This is a genomic window from Vibrio comitans (assembly GCA_024346835.1).
Classification (GTDB): Bacteria; Pseudomonadota; Gammaproteobacteria; order Enterobacterales; family Vibrionaceae; genus Vibrio; species Vibrio comitans.
This window is the reverse complement of the sequence record AP024866.1, coordinates 1,525,906-1,541,617: the sequence shown is the minus strand read 5'-3', so window position 1 is coordinate 1,541,617 and position 15,712 is coordinate 1,525,906. Positions and strand designations below refer to the sequence as shown.

General features: G+C 43.9%; 17 protein-coding genes. 4 read left to right on the top strand and 13 right to left on the bottom strand.

Annotated elements, in window-relative coordinates; genetic code table 11:
* The first annotated feature begins 114 nt into the window (after positions 1 to 114).
* A complete protein-coding gene (gene cobB / locus OCU46_RS06975; protein WP_141271339.1) occupies positions 115 to 825 on the top strand; it encodes a Sir2 family NAD+-dependent deacetylase in 711 nt (236 codons plus the stop codon).
* Between the two features lie 11 nt (positions 826 to 836).
* On the opposite strand, the gene OCU46_RS06970 is transcribed toward cobB, so the two are convergent.
* Entirely contained in the window at positions 837 to 1,889 is a 1,053-nt protein-coding gene (locus OCU46_RS06970; RefSeq protein ID WP_244311402.1) for an ABC transporter substrate-binding protein, read from the bottom strand.
* Positions 1,890 to 2,169: 280 nt separating this feature from the next.
* On the opposite strand from OCU46_RS06970, the gene OCU46_RS06965 reads away from it, so the two are divergent.
* A complete protein-coding gene (locus OCU46_RS06965) occupies positions 2,170 to 3,033 on the top strand; it encodes a DUF2189 domain-containing protein (RefSeq protein ID WP_141271337.1) in 864 nt (287 codons plus the stop codon).
* Between the two features lie 14 nt (positions 3,034 to 3,047).
* Positions 3,048 to 3,695 (top strand): DUF2987 domain-containing protein, encoded by a 648-nt coding sequence (locus OCU46_RS06960; RefSeq protein ID WP_141271336.1) that lies wholly within the window; start codon positions 3,048 to 3,050, stop codon positions 3,693 to 3,695.
* A gap of 61 nt (positions 3,696 to 3,756) precedes the next feature.
* Here the strand turns inward: OCU46_RS06960 and ttcA are convergent, their stop codons facing one another.
* The 11 genes from ttcA to ccoN all read right to left on the bottom strand — a co-directional run bounded on the left by ttcA (position 3,757) and on the right by ccoN (position 13,800).
* Positions 3,757 to 4,683 carry a tRNA 2-thiocytidine(32) synthetase TtcA gene (gene ttcA, locus OCU46_RS06955; protein WP_141271335.1) on the bottom strand — a complete coding sequence of 309 codons (927 nt, stop codon included), beginning with the start codon at positions 4,681 to 4,683 and terminating at the stop codon, positions 3,757 to 3,759.
* A gap of 134 nt (positions 4,684 to 4,817) precedes the next feature.
* Entirely contained in the window at positions 4,818 to 5,765 is a 948-nt protein-coding gene (gene uspE, locus OCU46_RS06950) for a universal stress protein UspE (protein ID WP_141271334.1), read from the bottom strand.
* A 169-nt stretch (positions 5,766 to 5,934) separates the two neighbouring features.
* Positions 5,935 to 6,684, bottom strand: a complete 750-nt coding sequence (locus OCU46_RS06945; protein WP_141271333.1) for an FNR family transcription factor — start codon at positions 6,682 to 6,684, stop codon at positions 5,935 to 5,937.
* Positions 6,685 to 6,795: 111 nt separating this feature from the next.
* The gene (locus tag OCU46_RS06940) at positions 6,796 to 7,455 is read right to left on the bottom strand and encodes a sulfite exporter TauE/SafE family protein (RefSeq protein ID WP_141271332.1); all 660 of its coding nucleotides are present in this window, start codon (positions 7,453 to 7,455) and stop codon (positions 6,796 to 6,798) included.
* Positions 7,452 to 7,640: a cbb3-type cytochrome oxidase assembly protein CcoS gene (gene ccoS, locus OCU46_RS06935; RefSeq protein ID WP_141271331.1), complete on the bottom strand. Its 189-nt coding sequence runs from the start codon at positions 7,638 to 7,640 to the stop codon at positions 7,452 to 7,454. The genes OCU46_RS06940 and ccoS overlap by 4 nt, the downstream gene beginning before the upstream one ends.
* Positions 7,561 to 10,002, bottom strand: coding sequence for a heavy metal translocating P-type ATPase (locus OCU46_RS06930; protein WP_141271330.1), 2,442 nt, complete (start codon positions 10,000 to 10,002; stop codon positions 7,561 to 7,563). The genes ccoS and OCU46_RS06930 overlap by 80 nt, the downstream gene beginning before the upstream one ends.
* Positions 10,003 to 10,007: 5 nt before the next feature.
* Positions 10,008 to 10,487 carry a FixH family protein gene (locus OCU46_RS06925; protein ID WP_141271329.1) on the bottom strand — a complete coding sequence of 160 codons (480 nt, stop codon included), beginning with the start codon at positions 10,485 to 10,487 and terminating at the stop codon, positions 10,008 to 10,010.
* 84 nt (positions 10,488 to 10,571) lie between these two features.
* On the bottom strand, positions 10,572 to 11,549 hold the full coding sequence (gene ccoP / locus OCU46_RS06920) for a cytochrome-c oxidase, cbb3-type subunit III (protein WP_141271328.1): 978 nt from the start codon (positions 11,547 to 11,549) through the stop codon (positions 10,572 to 10,574).
* Positions 11,549 to 11,722: a cbb3-type cytochrome oxidase subunit 3 gene (locus OCU46_RS06915; protein ID WP_141271327.1), complete on the bottom strand. Its 174-nt coding sequence runs from the start codon at positions 11,720 to 11,722 to the stop codon at positions 11,549 to 11,551. Before OCU46_RS06915 ends, ccoP begins: the two co-directional genes overlap by 1 nt.
* 9 nt (positions 11,723 to 11,731) lie before the next feature.
* Positions 11,732 to 12,352 (bottom strand): cytochrome-c oxidase, cbb3-type subunit II, encoded by a 621-nt coding sequence (gene ccoO, locus OCU46_RS06910; RefSeq protein ID WP_141271326.1) that lies wholly within the window; start codon positions 12,350 to 12,352, stop codon positions 11,732 to 11,734.
* Between the two features lie 11 nt (positions 12,353 to 12,363).
* Entirely contained in the window at positions 12,364 to 13,800 is a 1,437-nt protein-coding gene (ccoN, locus tag OCU46_RS06905) for a cytochrome-c oxidase, cbb3-type subunit I (protein ID WP_141271325.1), read from the bottom strand.
* 250 nt (positions 13,801 to 14,050) lie between these two features.
* Here ccoN and OCU46_RS06900 point away from each other — a divergent pair, with 250 nt between their 5' ends.
* Positions 14,051 to 14,419 carry a hypothetical protein gene (locus OCU46_RS06900; RefSeq protein ID WP_141271324.1) on the top strand — a complete coding sequence of 123 codons (369 nt, stop codon included), beginning with the start codon at positions 14,051 to 14,053 and terminating at the stop codon, positions 14,417 to 14,419.
* 15 nt (positions 14,420 to 14,434) lie between these two features.
* Here the strand turns inward: OCU46_RS06900 and OCU46_RS06895 are convergent, their stop codons facing one another.
* Positions 14,435 to 15,616: an MFS transporter gene (locus OCU46_RS06895; RefSeq protein ID WP_141271323.1), complete on the bottom strand. Its 1,182-nt coding sequence runs from the start codon at positions 15,614 to 15,616 to the stop codon at positions 14,435 to 14,437.
* Positions 15,617 to 15,712 lie beyond the last annotated feature (96 nt).

Genomic DNA, 15,712 nt, shown 5'->3' with positions numbered 1-15,712 from the left:
GAATTAGATGTAAAACATTTCACTTAAAGATGAGATCTCAGTCTCTTTATTTACCCCTTGTATGAATGTTAATCTTTGTTAACAATTCATTAGCAATTGCTTCGAGGCCTCAATATGAACTTTCCATACAAAAACATTGTTGTGTTAACCGGCGCGGGTATCTCAGCGGAATCGGGAATACAAACGTTCAGAGCACAAGATGGGCTTTGGGAGAATCATCGTATTGAGGATGTTGCCACGCCAGAAGGCTTTGCTAAAGACCCGGTGTTGGTGCACTCCTTTTACAATATGCGTCGGCAGAAGCTTCTGTCTGAATCTATCCAGCCAAATGCTGCGCATAAAGCCTTGGGGCGCTTGGAAGAGATGCTAGATGGAAATGTTACTGTAGTAACGCAGAACATAGACAATCTTCACGAAAGAGGCGGCACCAATAACATAGTGCATATGCATGGTGAACTACTGAAGGCTCGCTGTAGCGAGTCGGGTCAAGTGGTTGAGCAACTGACGGATCTTAATGATGGTGATCTGTGCCACTGCTGTCAGATCCCACATCAAATGAGGCCCCATATTGTGTGGTTTGGGGAGATGCCACTGCAGATGGATAGAATCTATGCTGCTATCGAAGAGGCTGATCTTTTTGTTTCTATCGGCACATCTGGAGTGGTGTACCCGGCTGCAGGCTTTGTGCATGATGCGAAAATGCACGGTGCACACACCATAGAAATCAATCTAGAGCCGAGTGCTGTACAGAGTGAATTTGAAGAAAAGCGTTATGGTCCCGCAGGTATTGAAGTGCCTAAATTGGTCGAAGAGCTACTTTCTTAACCTGCCGCAGACTAGCGCATTTTAACTTCTAGAAATAGTTGCTCGTATCTTTGGCGGCTATCAGGCGAGTTGAGTTTGAAGTGGCCATTTTCAATTGCTTCAGCAGAAAGCAGTTGTAGCAGTTGACTCTCTGTAGAAAGCCCATCAACTGCTGGCGTTAAGCCTGAGTGGAGCGCGATCTGAGATTGAGTCGTTTTGTCCATTAGGAAGTTCATTAGCAAAAGAGCATCCTCATCTGCATCGCTTTCTATGTTAATAGATAACGCATATACGTCTAATATAGCGCCTTCAGTAGGCCATTCAATGGCGATATCAGCATCTTCTAAGTTTCCGATATAAGCATGATCATTACTCAATATTCCAACTGAAACTTGTCCAGACAGAAAGTGCATTTCTGGGTCGTGCTTAGACAAAAAAGCTGCATTGTTTCTCATGTCGAGAAGCCATTGCTTTGATTGCTCCAATTGCGTGTCTGTAGCGTTATTGATGGGATAGCCCATTCCAAGTAGTGCAATAGAGACCAGTGTTTGTGCATCATCTAAAATCAGTAACTGTCCCGTCCATTGTTCATCATGGAGATCTATCCAATGAGAAAGCATCGAGGGTGGCAACATTTTAGAGTTTGTTGCTATACCCATGCCTTGAACCATCAAAGGTAGTGAATATTGGAAGTAAGGCGCAAGCTCGATTCGATTTAACTCGGGCTTAATTGAGCCTGCGTTGGAAAGCGTACCTTTTGGTATCGGCTTAAAGTGGTTATTAAATTCTGCTTGTGCTGGGAAATGACTGTACGGGATCAACGTTAGATCTACGGCTGAATAGTCAGTGACGCTGATACGATGTGGTGTGTCGATATCATAAATGCGCTGCTCTACGACAATACCAGTTTGCGCCGTAAACTCAGATAGAACTGTCGATGGGATCAGATCTTTAGGAAGATAAATACTGACGGCACGTGGGGTGATAGCGTCAACCGTTTCTTCTTCAAATGTTTGTTCTGACTCAGAAAAAACAGAAATGCTAAAGAACATGGATAGAAGGGCAAAGGTCTGAGTGAATCGCATTAGTAGAGCCATAGTTGTAACGTTAGCTTTCCCTTAAGTATCTTTTAGGGCGCGAGTATAACAGAAGTGCAAGGGTTTGCACTTAAAGAGGCTTCTTAAGATCGGGTGCAAATACTGTACTTGATGAATATTTGTACGAGGAAAGGTGCAGATAGTTTATTTGTTTAGTAAAACACCGTTAAGTGATAGGACCTTATGCTTAAGACTATGCCGTAATGCCAGTTTGCAGGTATACTTGCGCCAGAATATTTTCTTTTAAAGGCAAGGACCTAAAGATTCAATGAGCGATCCGATAGAGAAAAACTTCAACCTTGGTGGTAGCGTAGATAAGGCATTGGCCGGGGATTATGAATTAAAACCCGCTAGTGTAATTAGTGAAGCATGGCAACTGACGATGCGTAACTTTTTGTCTTTTTCTCCAGCTGTTATCCTGCTTATCGCCATCCAAGCTGTTATTTTTATCGTTGCACTTAAACTGCAAATTGGTGATCTCTCAGCAATCTTAAATATGTTCCAAGACCCTGAATCTATGGAGCCAGGAATTTTCCAATCGATCTTCGTTGCCAACTTCAGTTATGAAGTAGTAGCGGCACCTATCTATGCCGGTGTTGCGTTAATGGCAATGAGTCATGCAGCAGGCTTAAGAACTGAGACTAGACACATCACCAAAGGTTTGCCTTTTATGATGCCCGTTATTCTGGTCACTATGCTTAACCTATTGTCTCAAGCGATTGCTGGTGCATTGCTTCCGTTCTTATCTCTTTATCTGTCTCTTGCGTTTAGCAATGCTGTTTTATTGGTCTGTGAAAAGCGTCTGACTCCAATAAAAGCGCTGTGGACATCGATGCGTGCGGTCAATAAACGTATCTTCTCTATTGCGGTTATCTATCTTGTGACCATGTTTGCATTCGTTGCTGGGATGATGCTGTATGGTCTAGGTCTAGTTATCGCAGTACCGTTTTTCTTCCATGCTAAAGGTATTATTTACCGTAATATGTTTGGTATTCGCTTGCAGGTTGTTGCCACACAAGATGCATCAAAACAAGAGTCGGAGAATGACGATCACTTTAATGATTCTGACGATGACAACACGCCTCCAAGTTCGGGTACCCATCGAGGCGGCTCAAACACATTTGATGCATAGGATAATCGTTTAAAATGAAATGTCGTATATTGACCGCGGCGCTATTGGTCATGGGCCTAAATACAGCACAGGCTGAGGAATACATGTTTACCTACAGCAAACTGTATTCGCCACTAAAACATAATCTGAAAGAGCCACAACAAGATGTCAAAGTAGGACTCTTCTTCACTAACTTTGAAACCAAACAGCCATGTTCAATAGAAAAGGCTTGGATGGAGAAAGAAGAGCATTATGAAGAGTTGTCTATTAGTGATAACGGAGAAGTGAACGTACCTTTGGATAGCAATCTGAAAAGTGCGAATCCATTAGTTTACATTCACACGCAAAAAGAAGCGCGTTGTGATTACTCCTTGGTTGTTTTAACTAAAGAGCCTTTAAGTGGTGTAGTAGGGTATTCAGAGTTAGAGAGTAAAACTTCTCAAATGAAAACTGTGCTTGGCGGTCTAGGCGGGATGTTCTCTAGTTGGTTTACCCCAGATATTGAAGGTGTCACATTAGAGTTCACACCTGATACCGTGAATCAAATTATGCTTTCTAATGGTAAGGCTGTTCCGGTAAGCGAACAAGGTAAAGCCATCCTCAAGCTGGCGGATCTTAGTGACGGTGTCACCGCTAACATATCTGAGCAAACTCAACGAGTTATGCCATATATCGAACAATAAATCAGATATAAAAAAGGCCGGAGCAATGAGTCTCCGGCCTTTTGCTATTTGTACGAAAGTATTAAACGTTAGTCACGTCTAATTGAAGTTTTGGGTCAAACTCCATTGGCTCGTTTTTTGTAGTTGCTACAGGCATTTCTTCTTTATCAAAGCCAATGTCACCGCCATTAATCACCCCAGAATCTTTATCGACGGATTTAAAATCGAATAGCTCAAAATCTGCTAGGTGACTAGGGACTACGTTCTGCATGGCGCGGAACATTGTTTCTATGCGACCTGGGAATTGCTTATCCCAGCTGTTTAGCATCTGCTTGATATTTTGACGCTGCAAGTTTGGCTGTGAACCACAAAGGTTACATGGAATGATTGGGTATTCACGCATATCGGCAAACTTGATGATGTCTTTTTCACGACAGTAAGCCAGCGGACGAATTACAACGTGTTCGCCATTATCTGAAACCAACTTTGGTGGCATTGCCTTCATTTTGCCACCATGGAACATGTTCAAGAACAATGTTTCTAGGATGTCATCACGGTGATGGCCAAGAGCAATTTTGGTTGCGCCAAGTTCTTTAGCTGTGCGATATAAGATACCGCGACGCAGACGAGAACATAGAGAACAAGTCGTCTTACCTTCAGGGATTTTGTCTTGAACGATAGAGTAGGTGTCTTCTTCTACAATCTTGTACTCAATGCCAAGGGTCTCAAGATATTCTGGAAGAATATGGTCAGGGAAACCTGGCTGCTTTTGGTCAAGGTTAACGGCTATTAAAGAAAAATCGATTGGCGCGCTTTTCTTTAGGCTCATCAAGATCTCAAGCATGGTAAAGCTGTCTTTACCGCCAGATAGACAAACCATAATGCGATCGCCTTCTTCAATCATGTTGAAGTCTCTGATTGCGTTGCCTGTGTCACGACGAAGACGCTTTTGCAACTTGTTGAAGTTGTATTGTTGTGCCTTAGTGCGCTCTTGAACTTGTTCGCTCATTTAACTATCCGGATACTTGATTAAAAAGAGAGTGCGTATGATACGGATATTCTAGGCAGTTTCCAGTGAAAAAACAGCGAACATAAAAAAGCGGTGTTACCACCGCTTTTAACTTGAACTCTAGTTTATTGAAACTAGCTGCCGTGTGGATCCAATGGACTGACGTATCCACTAGGTTTGAGAGCCAACACGTCACAGTTAATTTCATCAATGATATTTTCCGCTGTGTTGCCAAGGAACACCGCAGATAAGCCTGTTCTTCCAGAAGTGCCAAGTACAACTAAACCTGCACCAAGATCTTCAACGGCTTTGGGTATTACGTCTTGCGGTAGGCCTTGCTCAACAATAGTTTGTTCTTCAGCGATACCATATTCTTGTCGAAGAGCTTTCATACTTTTTAGGTGATGGCCGCGAACTGAGTCAGTGTAGATAGTAGGATCAAATTCAGGTAATTCGACGGTAATGTTTGGAGGCGTGATAGGGTAAGAGTTAACTAAATGCAGTTCGGCTTCTAATCGACCAGAGAGGTCGAGTGCTTGTTCAACCATTCTATGGTTGAGTTCAAGGTGAGCCTCATTCTCTGACCCAACGTGAACGGAGACTACGACATGACCTTTTTCTGGCCAATCATGGTTTTTAACCAGCAATACCGCACATGGACATTTTCTAAGTAGGTGCCAATCTGTTGGAGTAAACAATACAGATTCTAGAAGGTCGTGCTGACGCGTCGTCTTGACCACAAGCTCATAGTCTTTAGCGAACACTTCACTGATGATGGCTTCGTAAGGCCTATTGTGCCAAACCACTTTAATGTCGAGTTCGATGTGTTCATCATCTCTGTATGGCTCTGCAACTTCTTTCATCCACTGTTCACGCTGATGTATAACACCAGCGCGCATCGCGTTTCTTTCATCAGGGGAGAGCATAGATGTCATTTCATAAGAAAAGTCATATATTGCGAGGAAAAAAGTAATCTTACTTGGTGACTTACTTTTCTTTCCGATTTGCATGGCTCGAGCCAAGGCTGGCTGCTGCTCTGCGTCGATATTGGCAACAACCAGAATGTTGTTGTATATACTCATAGACCACCCGTTTCATTCTATTGACGATAAGTACAATATAACTCTACTGTGAAGAAAAGTGTTAGATTGCAATCTAAGATTAGACGAAAAAAGAGTGATTTATTAGTGATTTAGAAGAAATAAATGAGGAATTTGAAGTGACTCAGCTAAGAGTCACTTCTAGAGTAGGTTAGCTACGGCAAGCGCCTGCTAGTTTTGCTAGAGCATCGTGGTCGTTAATAGTGATGTACTTACCTTTAACAGCAAGAATATCTGATTTTTGGAAACGACCTAGTAGACGACTGATGGTTTCAACTGTCAGGCCAAGGTAGTTACCAATATCACCACGTGTCATGGTCAATCGGAATTCTCTTGGGCTGAAACCACGCTGAGAAAAACGCTCAGATAGGTTATACAAGAAGGCGGCTAGGCGCTCTTCTGCATTCTTCTTTGATAACAGCAAAATCATATCTTGGTCGCCTTTGATTTCACTACTCATCAAACGCATGATTTGTTGGCGAAGCTTCGGCATCTTACCTGACAAATCATCAAGGATTTCGTAAGGGATCTCACACACCATAGAGGTTTCCAAAGCTTGTGCAAAGCTTGGGTGTGATTGGGTGTTGATCGCATCGAAACCAACCAAATCGCCAGCGAGGTGGAACGCTGTAATCTGCTCGTCGCCTTGTTCAGTTATAGTGTAGCTTTTAATTGTGCCTGAACGGATGGCATACAAGGATTTCAACTCGTCACCAGCCTTGAAAAGCTCTTGGCTTTTTTGAATAGGCTTCTTACGCTCTATAATCTGGTCGAGTTGATCTAGCTCTGTGTCATTCAGCGTAAATGGAATGCAAAGCTGTGAAATACTGCAATCTTGGCAGTGAATAGCACAACCACCGGACTGTATGCGCTTTGTTGCTGGTTTCTCAATATTAATCATATTTAATAGATATACATATAATTGATTTACGTCAATATATTAGCACTTTCAACCCTAAATGGGTAGTCATATAAACGATAGTTATATCAGATAGTTAACCAATTCCTTTGTCTACTTTACCAACAAAAATATTGAGTAGATTGAATAAGCTATCATTAAACTACCAATCACGCGGCGAATGATTGAAGAGCGGAAAAACTGGGAATATTTAGCTGATCCCGCGCCAATCAGAATCATTGCAGGTAGGGTTCCTAATCCAAAGCAGCCCATAATCAGCAAGCCATTAATTGCACTGCCGGAGACCGCGGCCCAACTCAACATTGAGTACACCATCCCACATGGGATCCAGCCCCAAACCATTCCAACTGGGTAGGCATACCAAGGGGAACGTAAAGGAATCATCTTGGCCGCAATAGGTGACAGGAACTTCCATAAGTACTGTCCTAACTTTTCAATTCTTAATAAGCCATTCCACCATTGAGCTAAATATAAGCCTAATAGCAGTATCATTACGGCAGCAATAGCGCGCAAAATGGTTAAAAAGTGGGTTGAATCAAAAACGCTGACACTACTTGCCACAGTGCCACCGATTAATGCACCTATGACAAGATAGGAAGTTATGCGTCCAAAGTTATACAACAGAGTAATTTGGAACGAACTTTGGCGTCCATTTAAAGCTACGGCACTGGCTATTCCGCCGCACATTCCCATACAGTGACCAGCACCCGCTAATCCAATAAGAAAGGCGCCTAACCAATCTATGTTACTCATTGCGATTTGTTGCCCTTGGATTTGTCGCTTTTGTCTGACGGGATGTCATCTTCTTCGAATAGGATATTGTGTCCTTGTCGATCAAGATCTTCAAATTGCTCCGTCTTAACTGCCCATAGAAATACGGCCACTGCTACGGCGACCAGTATGATTGCTATGGGGATCAGAATGTATAGACTTTCCATGTTTATTTAGTAATCTCAGTGAGTTAGTAACTACGATGATGGAGCTTGCTGACATGCCCACCACTGCAATATAAGGTGCGACTAATCCGCAAACCGCAAGTGGCAGAATAAGCAGGTTGTAACCTAGCGACCAAGCTAGGTTCTCCCTAATAATCTTACGTGTTTTAAGAGCAAGGGTACGAGCCTCGATTAATTTGTCTAACTTATCGCCCAAAAGTACCATATCTGCTGAGGACTTAGCGACATCAGTCCCGCCGCCCATAGCGACAGAAAGATGGGCGCCGGCAAGGGTTGGGGCATCATTAATACCATCACCGATCATTAGTGATACGTCTTTCTTCGGTAAGCTATTGAAGTAGTTGAGCTTGCCTTCTGGGCTTACTCCGGATTTGAGCTCATCTATGCCAAGCTGACGAGCGACAGGCGCCGCATTTATTTCGTTATCTCCAGTGAGTAGAGTAGTGCGGATACCTAAGTCTTTAAGAGATTGGATGAAGCTTTGACTGCTTTCTCTTATTGGGTCGCTGTAGGTAAAGGTAGCGGCCAACTCGCCATTGATAGACAAATAAACCGTATGTGGCGTATTTGCAATGGTGCCGTCACAAACAAACTTATAACTGCCTATCTTGCAATCAAGCTCATTGACCAACCCCGTGAGGCCAGAGCCAATATGGTTCTCTACTTTTTCAGCGGATACTGAGCTATCAATATGCGGCCTAAATGCTACGGCGATTGGGTGGTTGGCGTGGGCTTCGAGGGCGGAAGCAATGGCGAGCACTTGTGATTCTTGCCACTGGCCAAAAGTAGCAACATTAGACAGCGAGACTTTGCCTTCTGTTAGTGTGCCAGTCTTATCAACGATAACGTGATTGATTTTACACAGCGTCTCAATGGCATGGGATTTTCGCAATAATATACCCAGGTCGCCCATTCTTGAGGTAGAGCAAGTGATGGCCGTTGGGGTTGCCAAAGAAAGGGCACAAGGGCAGGTAGCAACCAGTACGGCTAGCATGATCCAAAATGCGTCTTCTGGTTGATTTTGTTGCCAGTAGAAGTAGGTGCAAGCTGAGATAATTAAGATTGCGGCGACAAAATAACGCGCAACTATATCCGCTATTTCGGCGATCTTTGGCTTGGTTGCTTGAGCCTCATCCTGAAGTCTAACTATATTCGCAATCATGCTTTCTTGCTTGCGGCAGGCAACTTCTAAGGTAAAGGTTTGCTCACCGTTGATTGTACCGGCATACACGGTCTCGCCGGTGCTTTTCTTAACATGCAAAGATTCGCCAGTCAGCATAGATTCGTCAACAAATACCGCTTTATCTAATACATAACCATCTGCAGGAACATGCTCGCCGGCAAGTACTCGCACGCGGTCTCCAATGCTCAGAGTTTTAACCGGAACTTGATTACCATCTTCTAGTGTTGCCATAGCAGGGACAAGCTTCAGCAAGTTGGCACTGGCTGCTGCGGCTTTACGCCGTGCTCGCATCTCAAGAAATCTTCCTAGTAGTAAGAAGAAGGTAAACATTGAGATGGATTCAAAAAACACTTCACCACTTTGTGTAATGGTCGCGATAAGGCTTGCGAAGTAGGCGAATATTAGCGCGATAGAAACGGGAACGTCCATCCCAAGGGTTCTGGCTTTTAGGCTTCGCCACGCGTTCATGTAAAAGGGCAGAGCTGAGTACAACAGAACGGGTGTTGCGAAAATCAGACTAACCACTCTGAAGTAATGCTTGAATTCAGGCTCTAAATTACCAAAGACCTCAAGATACAAGGCGACCGCAAGCATCATCACCTGCATAGTCGCCAATCCTGCAATACCTAGTTTGTATAGGTATTGCTTCATTGCTCGATAATAAGTTTCTTCTTGTTTGTCGGCTTCGAAAGGGGCGGCTTTGTAGCCTAGTTTGTGGATTACACTCAACAACTCACTCAGCTTAGTTTGGGTTTTATCCCAAGATAATAGTGCCCTGTGAGTAGCAGTGTTGACCCGGATACGAACGACACCTTGGTGTGCGTTCATTTGCTTTTCAATTAGCCAAGCACATGCAGCGCAAGATACACCATCTAGTGACAATGTCACTTCCGAGGTGTTTTCATCATTGCGCACAAACTCAGATTGCACTTGCTCATTATCGTAATGGATCAACGCTTGCAACTGATCTGGAACGAGATCGACTCGCTCCGCTTTCTCTGTACGGTACTGATAGTAAGAGCTTAAACCACTATCTACGATCGTCTGCGCCACAGATTCACAACCTGGGCAACACATCTCTCTCGACTCTTTTAGAATCGTGACGCGATAGTTCGTGTTCTCTGGTACATCTTCACCGCAGTGATAACACGATTTTTCCATAATAATCAGTTCATTAATGGTGCTGGAGTGGAACTTGGAAAGGTCATTCGACCTTGAATTAACCATTGCTTGTCATGAGGTCGTAGTTCAATAAACCATGGGCCTTGCAGCGGTTCTTCCAAGTGAATCTTGTACGTGCCAGAAGGGTTGGCGGTAGCTAGGTAGTTAAAGTCTCTGTCAGGCAATGTACGGTGTGAAAACTCCACATTAAGTGCAGGGAAGTTACTAAGCTCACCTTTGCTTAACTCAATGACGATATCAGTTTCGCTAGAGTACACCATTGCAGAAAGGTTGAGATCTTGCGCCACACTCACCTTAGACAGGTCGATGTTGATGCCTTTACCTTTTTTATAGTAATCCTCGGAAACCAAAGAAACGGTATGTTGAGACAAAATATACACCCGTAGTAACGTACCGAAAACGGTGGTTAGGATTAACAGGAGTATGAACCAAGCCCAAAACTGCTTATACCAAGGCTTTACCATAAAAAAGTTCTCTAATTGAAAAATGAAAGGATGATTGTAAAGAAAAGTCAGCCCCTTTGGGTAGGGGCTGTTATTGAGTTGTTACTAATTATCTTGGTTGGTTAGACTCCAAACATAAGCAGAGACAAGTTGTACCTTCTCTTCGCCCATAATGTCTTTCCAAGCAGGCATAACGCCCATACGACCGTTAGTTACTGTTTCCGTTACTGCAGCTCTTGAATCGCCGTATAACCAGTTATTATCAGTTAGGTCAGGTGCACCAACCGCAGGGTTACCTTTACCATCTGTACCATGACATGCGGCACATACGACAAAGCGAGATTTACCTGCTGCTGCTTCGCGAGCGTTAACTTTACGACCAGATAGTGAAAGGGTGTAGCTAACGACTTCTTTAACGCCTTCTTCCCCTAGCACGTCAATCCAAGCTGGCATTTCGCCAATTCGGCCGTCCATCACTGTAGTAACGATAGCTTCGGGCTCTCCGCCGTACAGCCAAGCGTTATCAGTTAGGTTAGGGAAGCCAAGCTGACCACGTGCATCAGAACCGTGACACTGAGAACAGTTTTGTAGGAACAAACGCTGTCCAACTTTTACTGCCTCTTCATTCTCTGCAATTTCTGGGATAGGGCGTAAGCCACTACCGTCGTCGGTCATCGCGAGTTTTCTGAACGCTTCACCGAAGTAAGCGTCGGCATCTTCAAGTTCTTTTGCGTATTGAACCAGTTGCTTGTTTTCTTGAGCACGAGCAATTGATGCTTTTGACTCTTCAATACTGGTTACCGTTTGGTCTGAACTCTGCCAGCCTAGTAGGCCTTTGTAGTTGCCTAGACCTGGGTAGAGTGCAAGATAAACGATTGCAAAGATGAAAGTAGAAACGAACAGGTAAGTCCACCACTTAGGTAGGTCACTGTTGAGCTCACGAATACCATCGTATTCGTGTCCCATATCATCACCTGGAGCAACCCCCATTCTGTCCTTGACACACCAGCGAAGGATGATAGCAACACCTACCAAAGTTCCCACTGTGATGAAGGTAATCCAAAGACTCCAAAATGTAGTCATTATTTAGTCTCTCCTTGCTGGTCTTTCTTCTGACTTTGTTCGTCCGCAAATATAAGATTTGCATCCTCTTCGAAGCGCGCTTTGCGGTTTTTACCGAAAGCCCACCACACAACGCCGCCAAAACAGACAAATAGTAGAACTGTCCAGATGCTGTGAATAACACTGATATCCATATTCACTCCTTACTTCATCGCATGGCCGAGAGACTGAAGATAAGCAATCAGAGCATCCATCTCTGTTTTGCCTGCTACGTCGGAAGACGCAGAAGCAACTTGCTCGTCAGTATATGGTACGCCAAAGTTGTTCTTGAAGATCTCTAGTTTCTTCTGCGTCAACTTGCCGTCCAATACGTTTTCTTCTAACCAAGGGAAGCCAGGCATGTTTGATTCAGGCACAAGCTCACGTGGATTAATCAAGTGAACGCGATGCCATTCATCAGAGTAACGTCCGCCTACACGTGCTAAATCAGGACCAGTACGTTTTGAGCCCCAAAGGAAAGGATGCTCCCAAACGCTTTCACCTGCGACTGAGTAGTGACCGTAACGCTCTGTTTCAGAACGGAATGGACGAATCATTTGACTGTGACATACGTTACAACCTTCACGGATGTAGACGTCACGACCTTCCATCTCTAGTGCAGAATACACGCGAAGGTTCTGTACCGGCTCAGTAGTTTGCTTTTGGAAAATCAGTGGAGTGATCTCAACTAATGCCCCTAAGCTGATTGCAAATACAATCAAAATTGCCAGTAGTCCAACGTTTTTCTCAACGAGCTCGTGGCGATTTTTTGAATTGTTAGCCATATCAAAATCTCCTATTGTGCCGGTTGAGGAACAGCTTTAAGACTGTCCTTTGGTGCAGCGATGGTCTTGTAGGTGTTGTAAGCCATTAGGAACATACCTGCCAAGAAGATAGCGCCGCCGATAAAGCGAACCGTGTAGTACGGGTAAGACGCCTGAACTGATTCAACGAAGCTGTAGGTTAGGGTGCCATCTGGGTTAACACTGCGCCACATTAGGCCTTGCATTACGCCAGAGATCCACATCGCTACGATGTAAAGTACGGTACCTACAGTCGCTAGCCAGAAGTGAACATTGATCAAGCTTACTGAGTACATGCGCTCTTGACCGAATAGCTTAGGAACAAGGTGATAAACCGAACCGATAGACACCATTGCAACCCAACCTAACGCACCAGAGTGCACGTGACCAATAGTCCAGTCGGTGTAGTGAGACAATGCGTTAACTGTTTTGATCGACATCATTGGTCCTTCAAAGGTAGACATACCGTAGAAAGACAAAGAAACAATTAAGAATCGCAAAATTGGGTCGTAGCGCAGTTTATGCCAAGCACCAGACAGCGTCATGATACCGTTGATCATGCCACCCCATGATGGAGCAAACAGAACCAGTGACATCACCATACCAATAGACTGTGTCCAGTCTGGAAGTGCTGTGTAGTGAAGGTGGTGCGGACCAGCCCAAATGTAAAGAGAGACAAGAGCCCAGAAGTGAACGATAGAAAGACGGTAAGAATAAACAGGTCGTTCAGCTTGCTTTGGTACGAAGTAATACATCATACCAAGGAAACCAGCAGTCAAAAGGAAGCCAACAGCATTGTGTCCATACCACCATTGAATCATGGCATCGACGGCACCGGAGTACATCGAGTATGACTTCATAGGGGAGACTGGAATTGCCATGCTGTTTACGATGTGCAATACCGCAACAGTGAGGATAAAGGCCCCGAAGAACCAGTTGGCTACGTAAATATGCGATGTTTTACGCTTAACCATAGTTCCGAAGAACACGATAGCGTAAGCCACCCAAACGATAGCGATAGCGATATCGATTGGCCACTCTAGTTCTGCGTATTCTTTGCCGGATGTGAATCCCAGTGGCAATGAAATAGCAGCGGCTAAAATAATCGCTTGCCAGCCCCAGAAGGTGAATGCCACTAGTGGGCCACCAAATAGGCGCGCTTGACAGGTGCGCTGTACCACATAATAAGATGTGGCGAATAGGGCGCTTGTACCAAACGCAAAAATAACCGCGTTCGTATGAAGCGGTCGTAGACGAGAGTAGGTTAACCACGGCGTATCAAAGTTAAGCTGTGGCCAAACCAACTGAGCGGCAATCAAAACACCCACACCCATGCCGACAATACCCCAAAGAATGGTAACTAGGGTAAATTGACGAACAACGGTGTAGTTGTAGTTTTGTTCAAGCTGCTTTTCTTGGCTCATTTGCATGCTTCCAATTTATTATTAACTACACTTTTCCAACACAACGCCAACAAGTTGACGCAACGACAAATACCAACAAAATCCGAGGAAAATGAGTCAAAAACGCTCGACTTCCTAAAATCCATTTTAATGATGGTATTAACAACATGAATTATACGGAATTAACATTTGAATGACAGAGACTTAACTATAGGAATGAATAGAGTTTTCCTATTTAATGTAAAAAGTTTGAAGTTTGTTACAAAGGAGTCATTTAATGGCCGCAGAAAAATTGACCAAAGGGCGTTTAATTCAAATTATTGTGACATTTGCTGTGCTTATCGCTGCCTTCACTTGGCGAACAATTGAACATAGTGATAACAATTCAATGAGTGAAACTAGTTGTATAGCGGTGGATTCGTGTCGATTTGAGTTCAACAGTAGCGACTATTTGCTTGAATTGGACGCTGAAAAGACAGCATTCCGTGTGACTAGGATGTCAAAACCTGAAAACGACGACTTCGTAGAATATCAGGGAGAAAGCCATCATATTTCAGAGTTTATTGCGGTTGATAGTAGCAGTCAGTTTACTTTTATTGTAAGAAATTACGAGCAAGCGCTGCGGGTAAATGTTAACGATAAGTGATATCTAGCACGTTATCTACGACGGTAGGCTCATCTTTACATCTCTTGCGCTTAACGCTCCGAATAATGCACAAAACCCACCTGCGATCGCTATCACCATTAAAGAAGCATTCCAATTTCCGGTAACTTGGTGCAAGTAACCAAGAAGCGGTGGTCCCATTGTTGCAATTCCGTAACCGAAGCTTTGAGACATTGCGGATAAAGCCGCTGCTTGAGAGGCATTGTTACTTCTTAGACCAACAAACGATAAACCGATAACAAAGGTAGAACAGTTGCAAAAACCAAACATAAGGGTCCAGAAAATGGCGATGCTTGGTAGCCAGATCAGTCCAAATGTAGCTGCTACGGTGCCTATTGCGGTGAACAAAAATAGAACTTTGGTGCTTTTAAGTCTTGATAGGAAGGGGATGAGTACAAGACCGGGCCAGATTGTCGCAAACTGCAACAACCCGTATATATACCCAGCTTCTACTTCTGTCATACCTTGGTCTAGCAGAATCTTGGGAAGCCAACTGGCAAATGAATAGAAAGTAAATGAGTTTAATCCAAGTGCTAATGTTACCTGCCATGCTATGCCGCTACTAAGAAGCTGCTTGATGCTTACTCCTCTATGCTGACTATTTTGCCCCTTGGTTTCTTTAGTTCGAAACCAGAAAACCAAAGCTAAAGTCACAAATAACAAATTAAACAAGAGTGCAAATTGCCAACCAGTTAGAGGACTTACTGTTAGGTGTGACAACGGAACCATAGAAGCAGAAGAAAGTGTCGAGCCAATTCCCATGGTAAAGGTATATAGGGACGTCATCACGGCGATACGTGTTGGAAAGTTCATCTTAACGGCTACAGGCAAAAGAACATTACCAATAGCGATACCTGCGCCAATGAACACAGTGCCTAAGTATAAGGTTGCAACACTTCCAAATGAGCGTAAACACACCCCAAAGAAGATAGAAAATAGTGCGAGGCAAACGCTCTTCTTTAAGCCAAATCGAGTGAGCACGGTCAAAGCTAATGGTGAAATTAAGGCGAAAGAGAGCAGTGGTAACGAAGAAAGCATTCCTAGAATCGTGGAGCTTAGGTGCAACTCTTCCATGATCTGATCAAGCAAAGGGGCCAAACTTGTAAAGGGACCACGTAAATTGGCAGCGAGCAGTAATATTCCACCTAGAGCTAGGTAGTGATTGCGTGTAAGAGACACAGGTATTCCCGTAATGAAGAGCAAGTGAGTGATTATAAAGGAGTAATGTTTAGTTGTAGAGTGTTGATTTGTAGTAGTTAACACATCCTTTATAAA

What these genes read in the sequence shown, in the direction of transcription:
- OCU46_RS06970 (WP_244311402.1), bottom strand. Translation starts at nt 1,889, where the DNA reads ATGCGATTCACTCAGACCTTTGCCCTTCTATCCATGTTCTTTAGCATT.
- OCU46_RS06940 (WP_141271332.1), bottom strand. Translation starts at nt 7,455, where the DNA reads ATGAGTAACATAGATTGGTTAGGCGCCTTTCTTATTGGATTAGCGGGT.
- uspE (WP_141271334.1), bottom strand. Translation starts at nt 5,765, where the DNA reads ATGAGTATATACAACAACATTCTGGTTGTTGCCAATATCGACGCAGAG.
- ccoP (WP_141271328.1), bottom strand. Translation starts at nt 11,549, where the DNA reads ATGACTACATTTTGGAGTCTTTGGATTACCTTCATCACAGTGGGAACT.
- OCU46_RS06930 (WP_141271330.1), bottom strand. Translation starts at nt 10,002, where the DNA reads ATGGAAAAATCGTGTTATCACTGCGGTGAAGATGTACCAGAGAACACG.
- OCU46_RS06945 (WP_141271333.1), bottom strand. Translation starts at nt 6,684, where the DNA reads ATGATTAATATTGAGAAACCAGCAACAAAGCGCATACAGTCCGGTGGT.
- OCU46_RS06900 (WP_141271324.1), top strand. Translation starts at nt 14,051, where the DNA reads ATGGCCGCAGAAAAATTGACCAAAGGGCGTTTAATTCAAATTATTGTG.
- OCU46_RS06965 (WP_141271337.1), top strand. Translation starts at nt 2,170, where the DNA reads ATGAGCGATCCGATAGAGAAAAACTTCAACCTTGGTGGTAGCGTAGAT.
- OCU46_RS06915 (WP_141271327.1), bottom strand. Translation starts at nt 11,722, where the DNA reads ATGGATATCAGTGTTATTCACAGCATCTGGACAGTTCTACTATTTGTC.
- ccoN (WP_141271325.1), bottom strand. Translation starts at nt 13,800, where the DNA reads ATGCAAATGAGCCAAGAAAAGCAGCTTGAACAAAACTACAACTACACC.
- ccoO (WP_141271326.1), bottom strand. Translation starts at nt 12,352, where the DNA reads ATGGCTAACAATTCAAAAAATCGCCACGAGCTCGTTGAGAAAAACGTT.
- ttcA (WP_141271335.1), bottom strand. Translation starts at nt 4,683, where the DNA reads ATGAGCGAACAAGTTCAAGAGCGCACTAAGGCACAACAATACAACTTC.
- cobB (WP_141271339.1), top strand. Translation starts at nt 115, where the DNA reads ATGAACTTTCCATACAAAAACATTGTTGTGTTAACCGGCGCGGGTATC.
- ccoS (WP_141271331.1), bottom strand. Translation starts at nt 7,640, where the DNA reads ATGGAAAGTCTATACATTCTGATCCCCATAGCAATCATACTGGTCGCC.
- OCU46_RS06925 (WP_141271329.1), bottom strand. Translation starts at nt 10,487, where the DNA reads ATGGTAAAGCCTTGGTATAAGCAGTTTTGGGCTTGGTTCATACTCCTG.
- OCU46_RS06960 (WP_141271336.1), top strand. Translation starts at nt 3,048, where the DNA reads ATGAAATGTCGTATATTGACCGCGGCGCTATTGGTCATGGGCCTAAAT.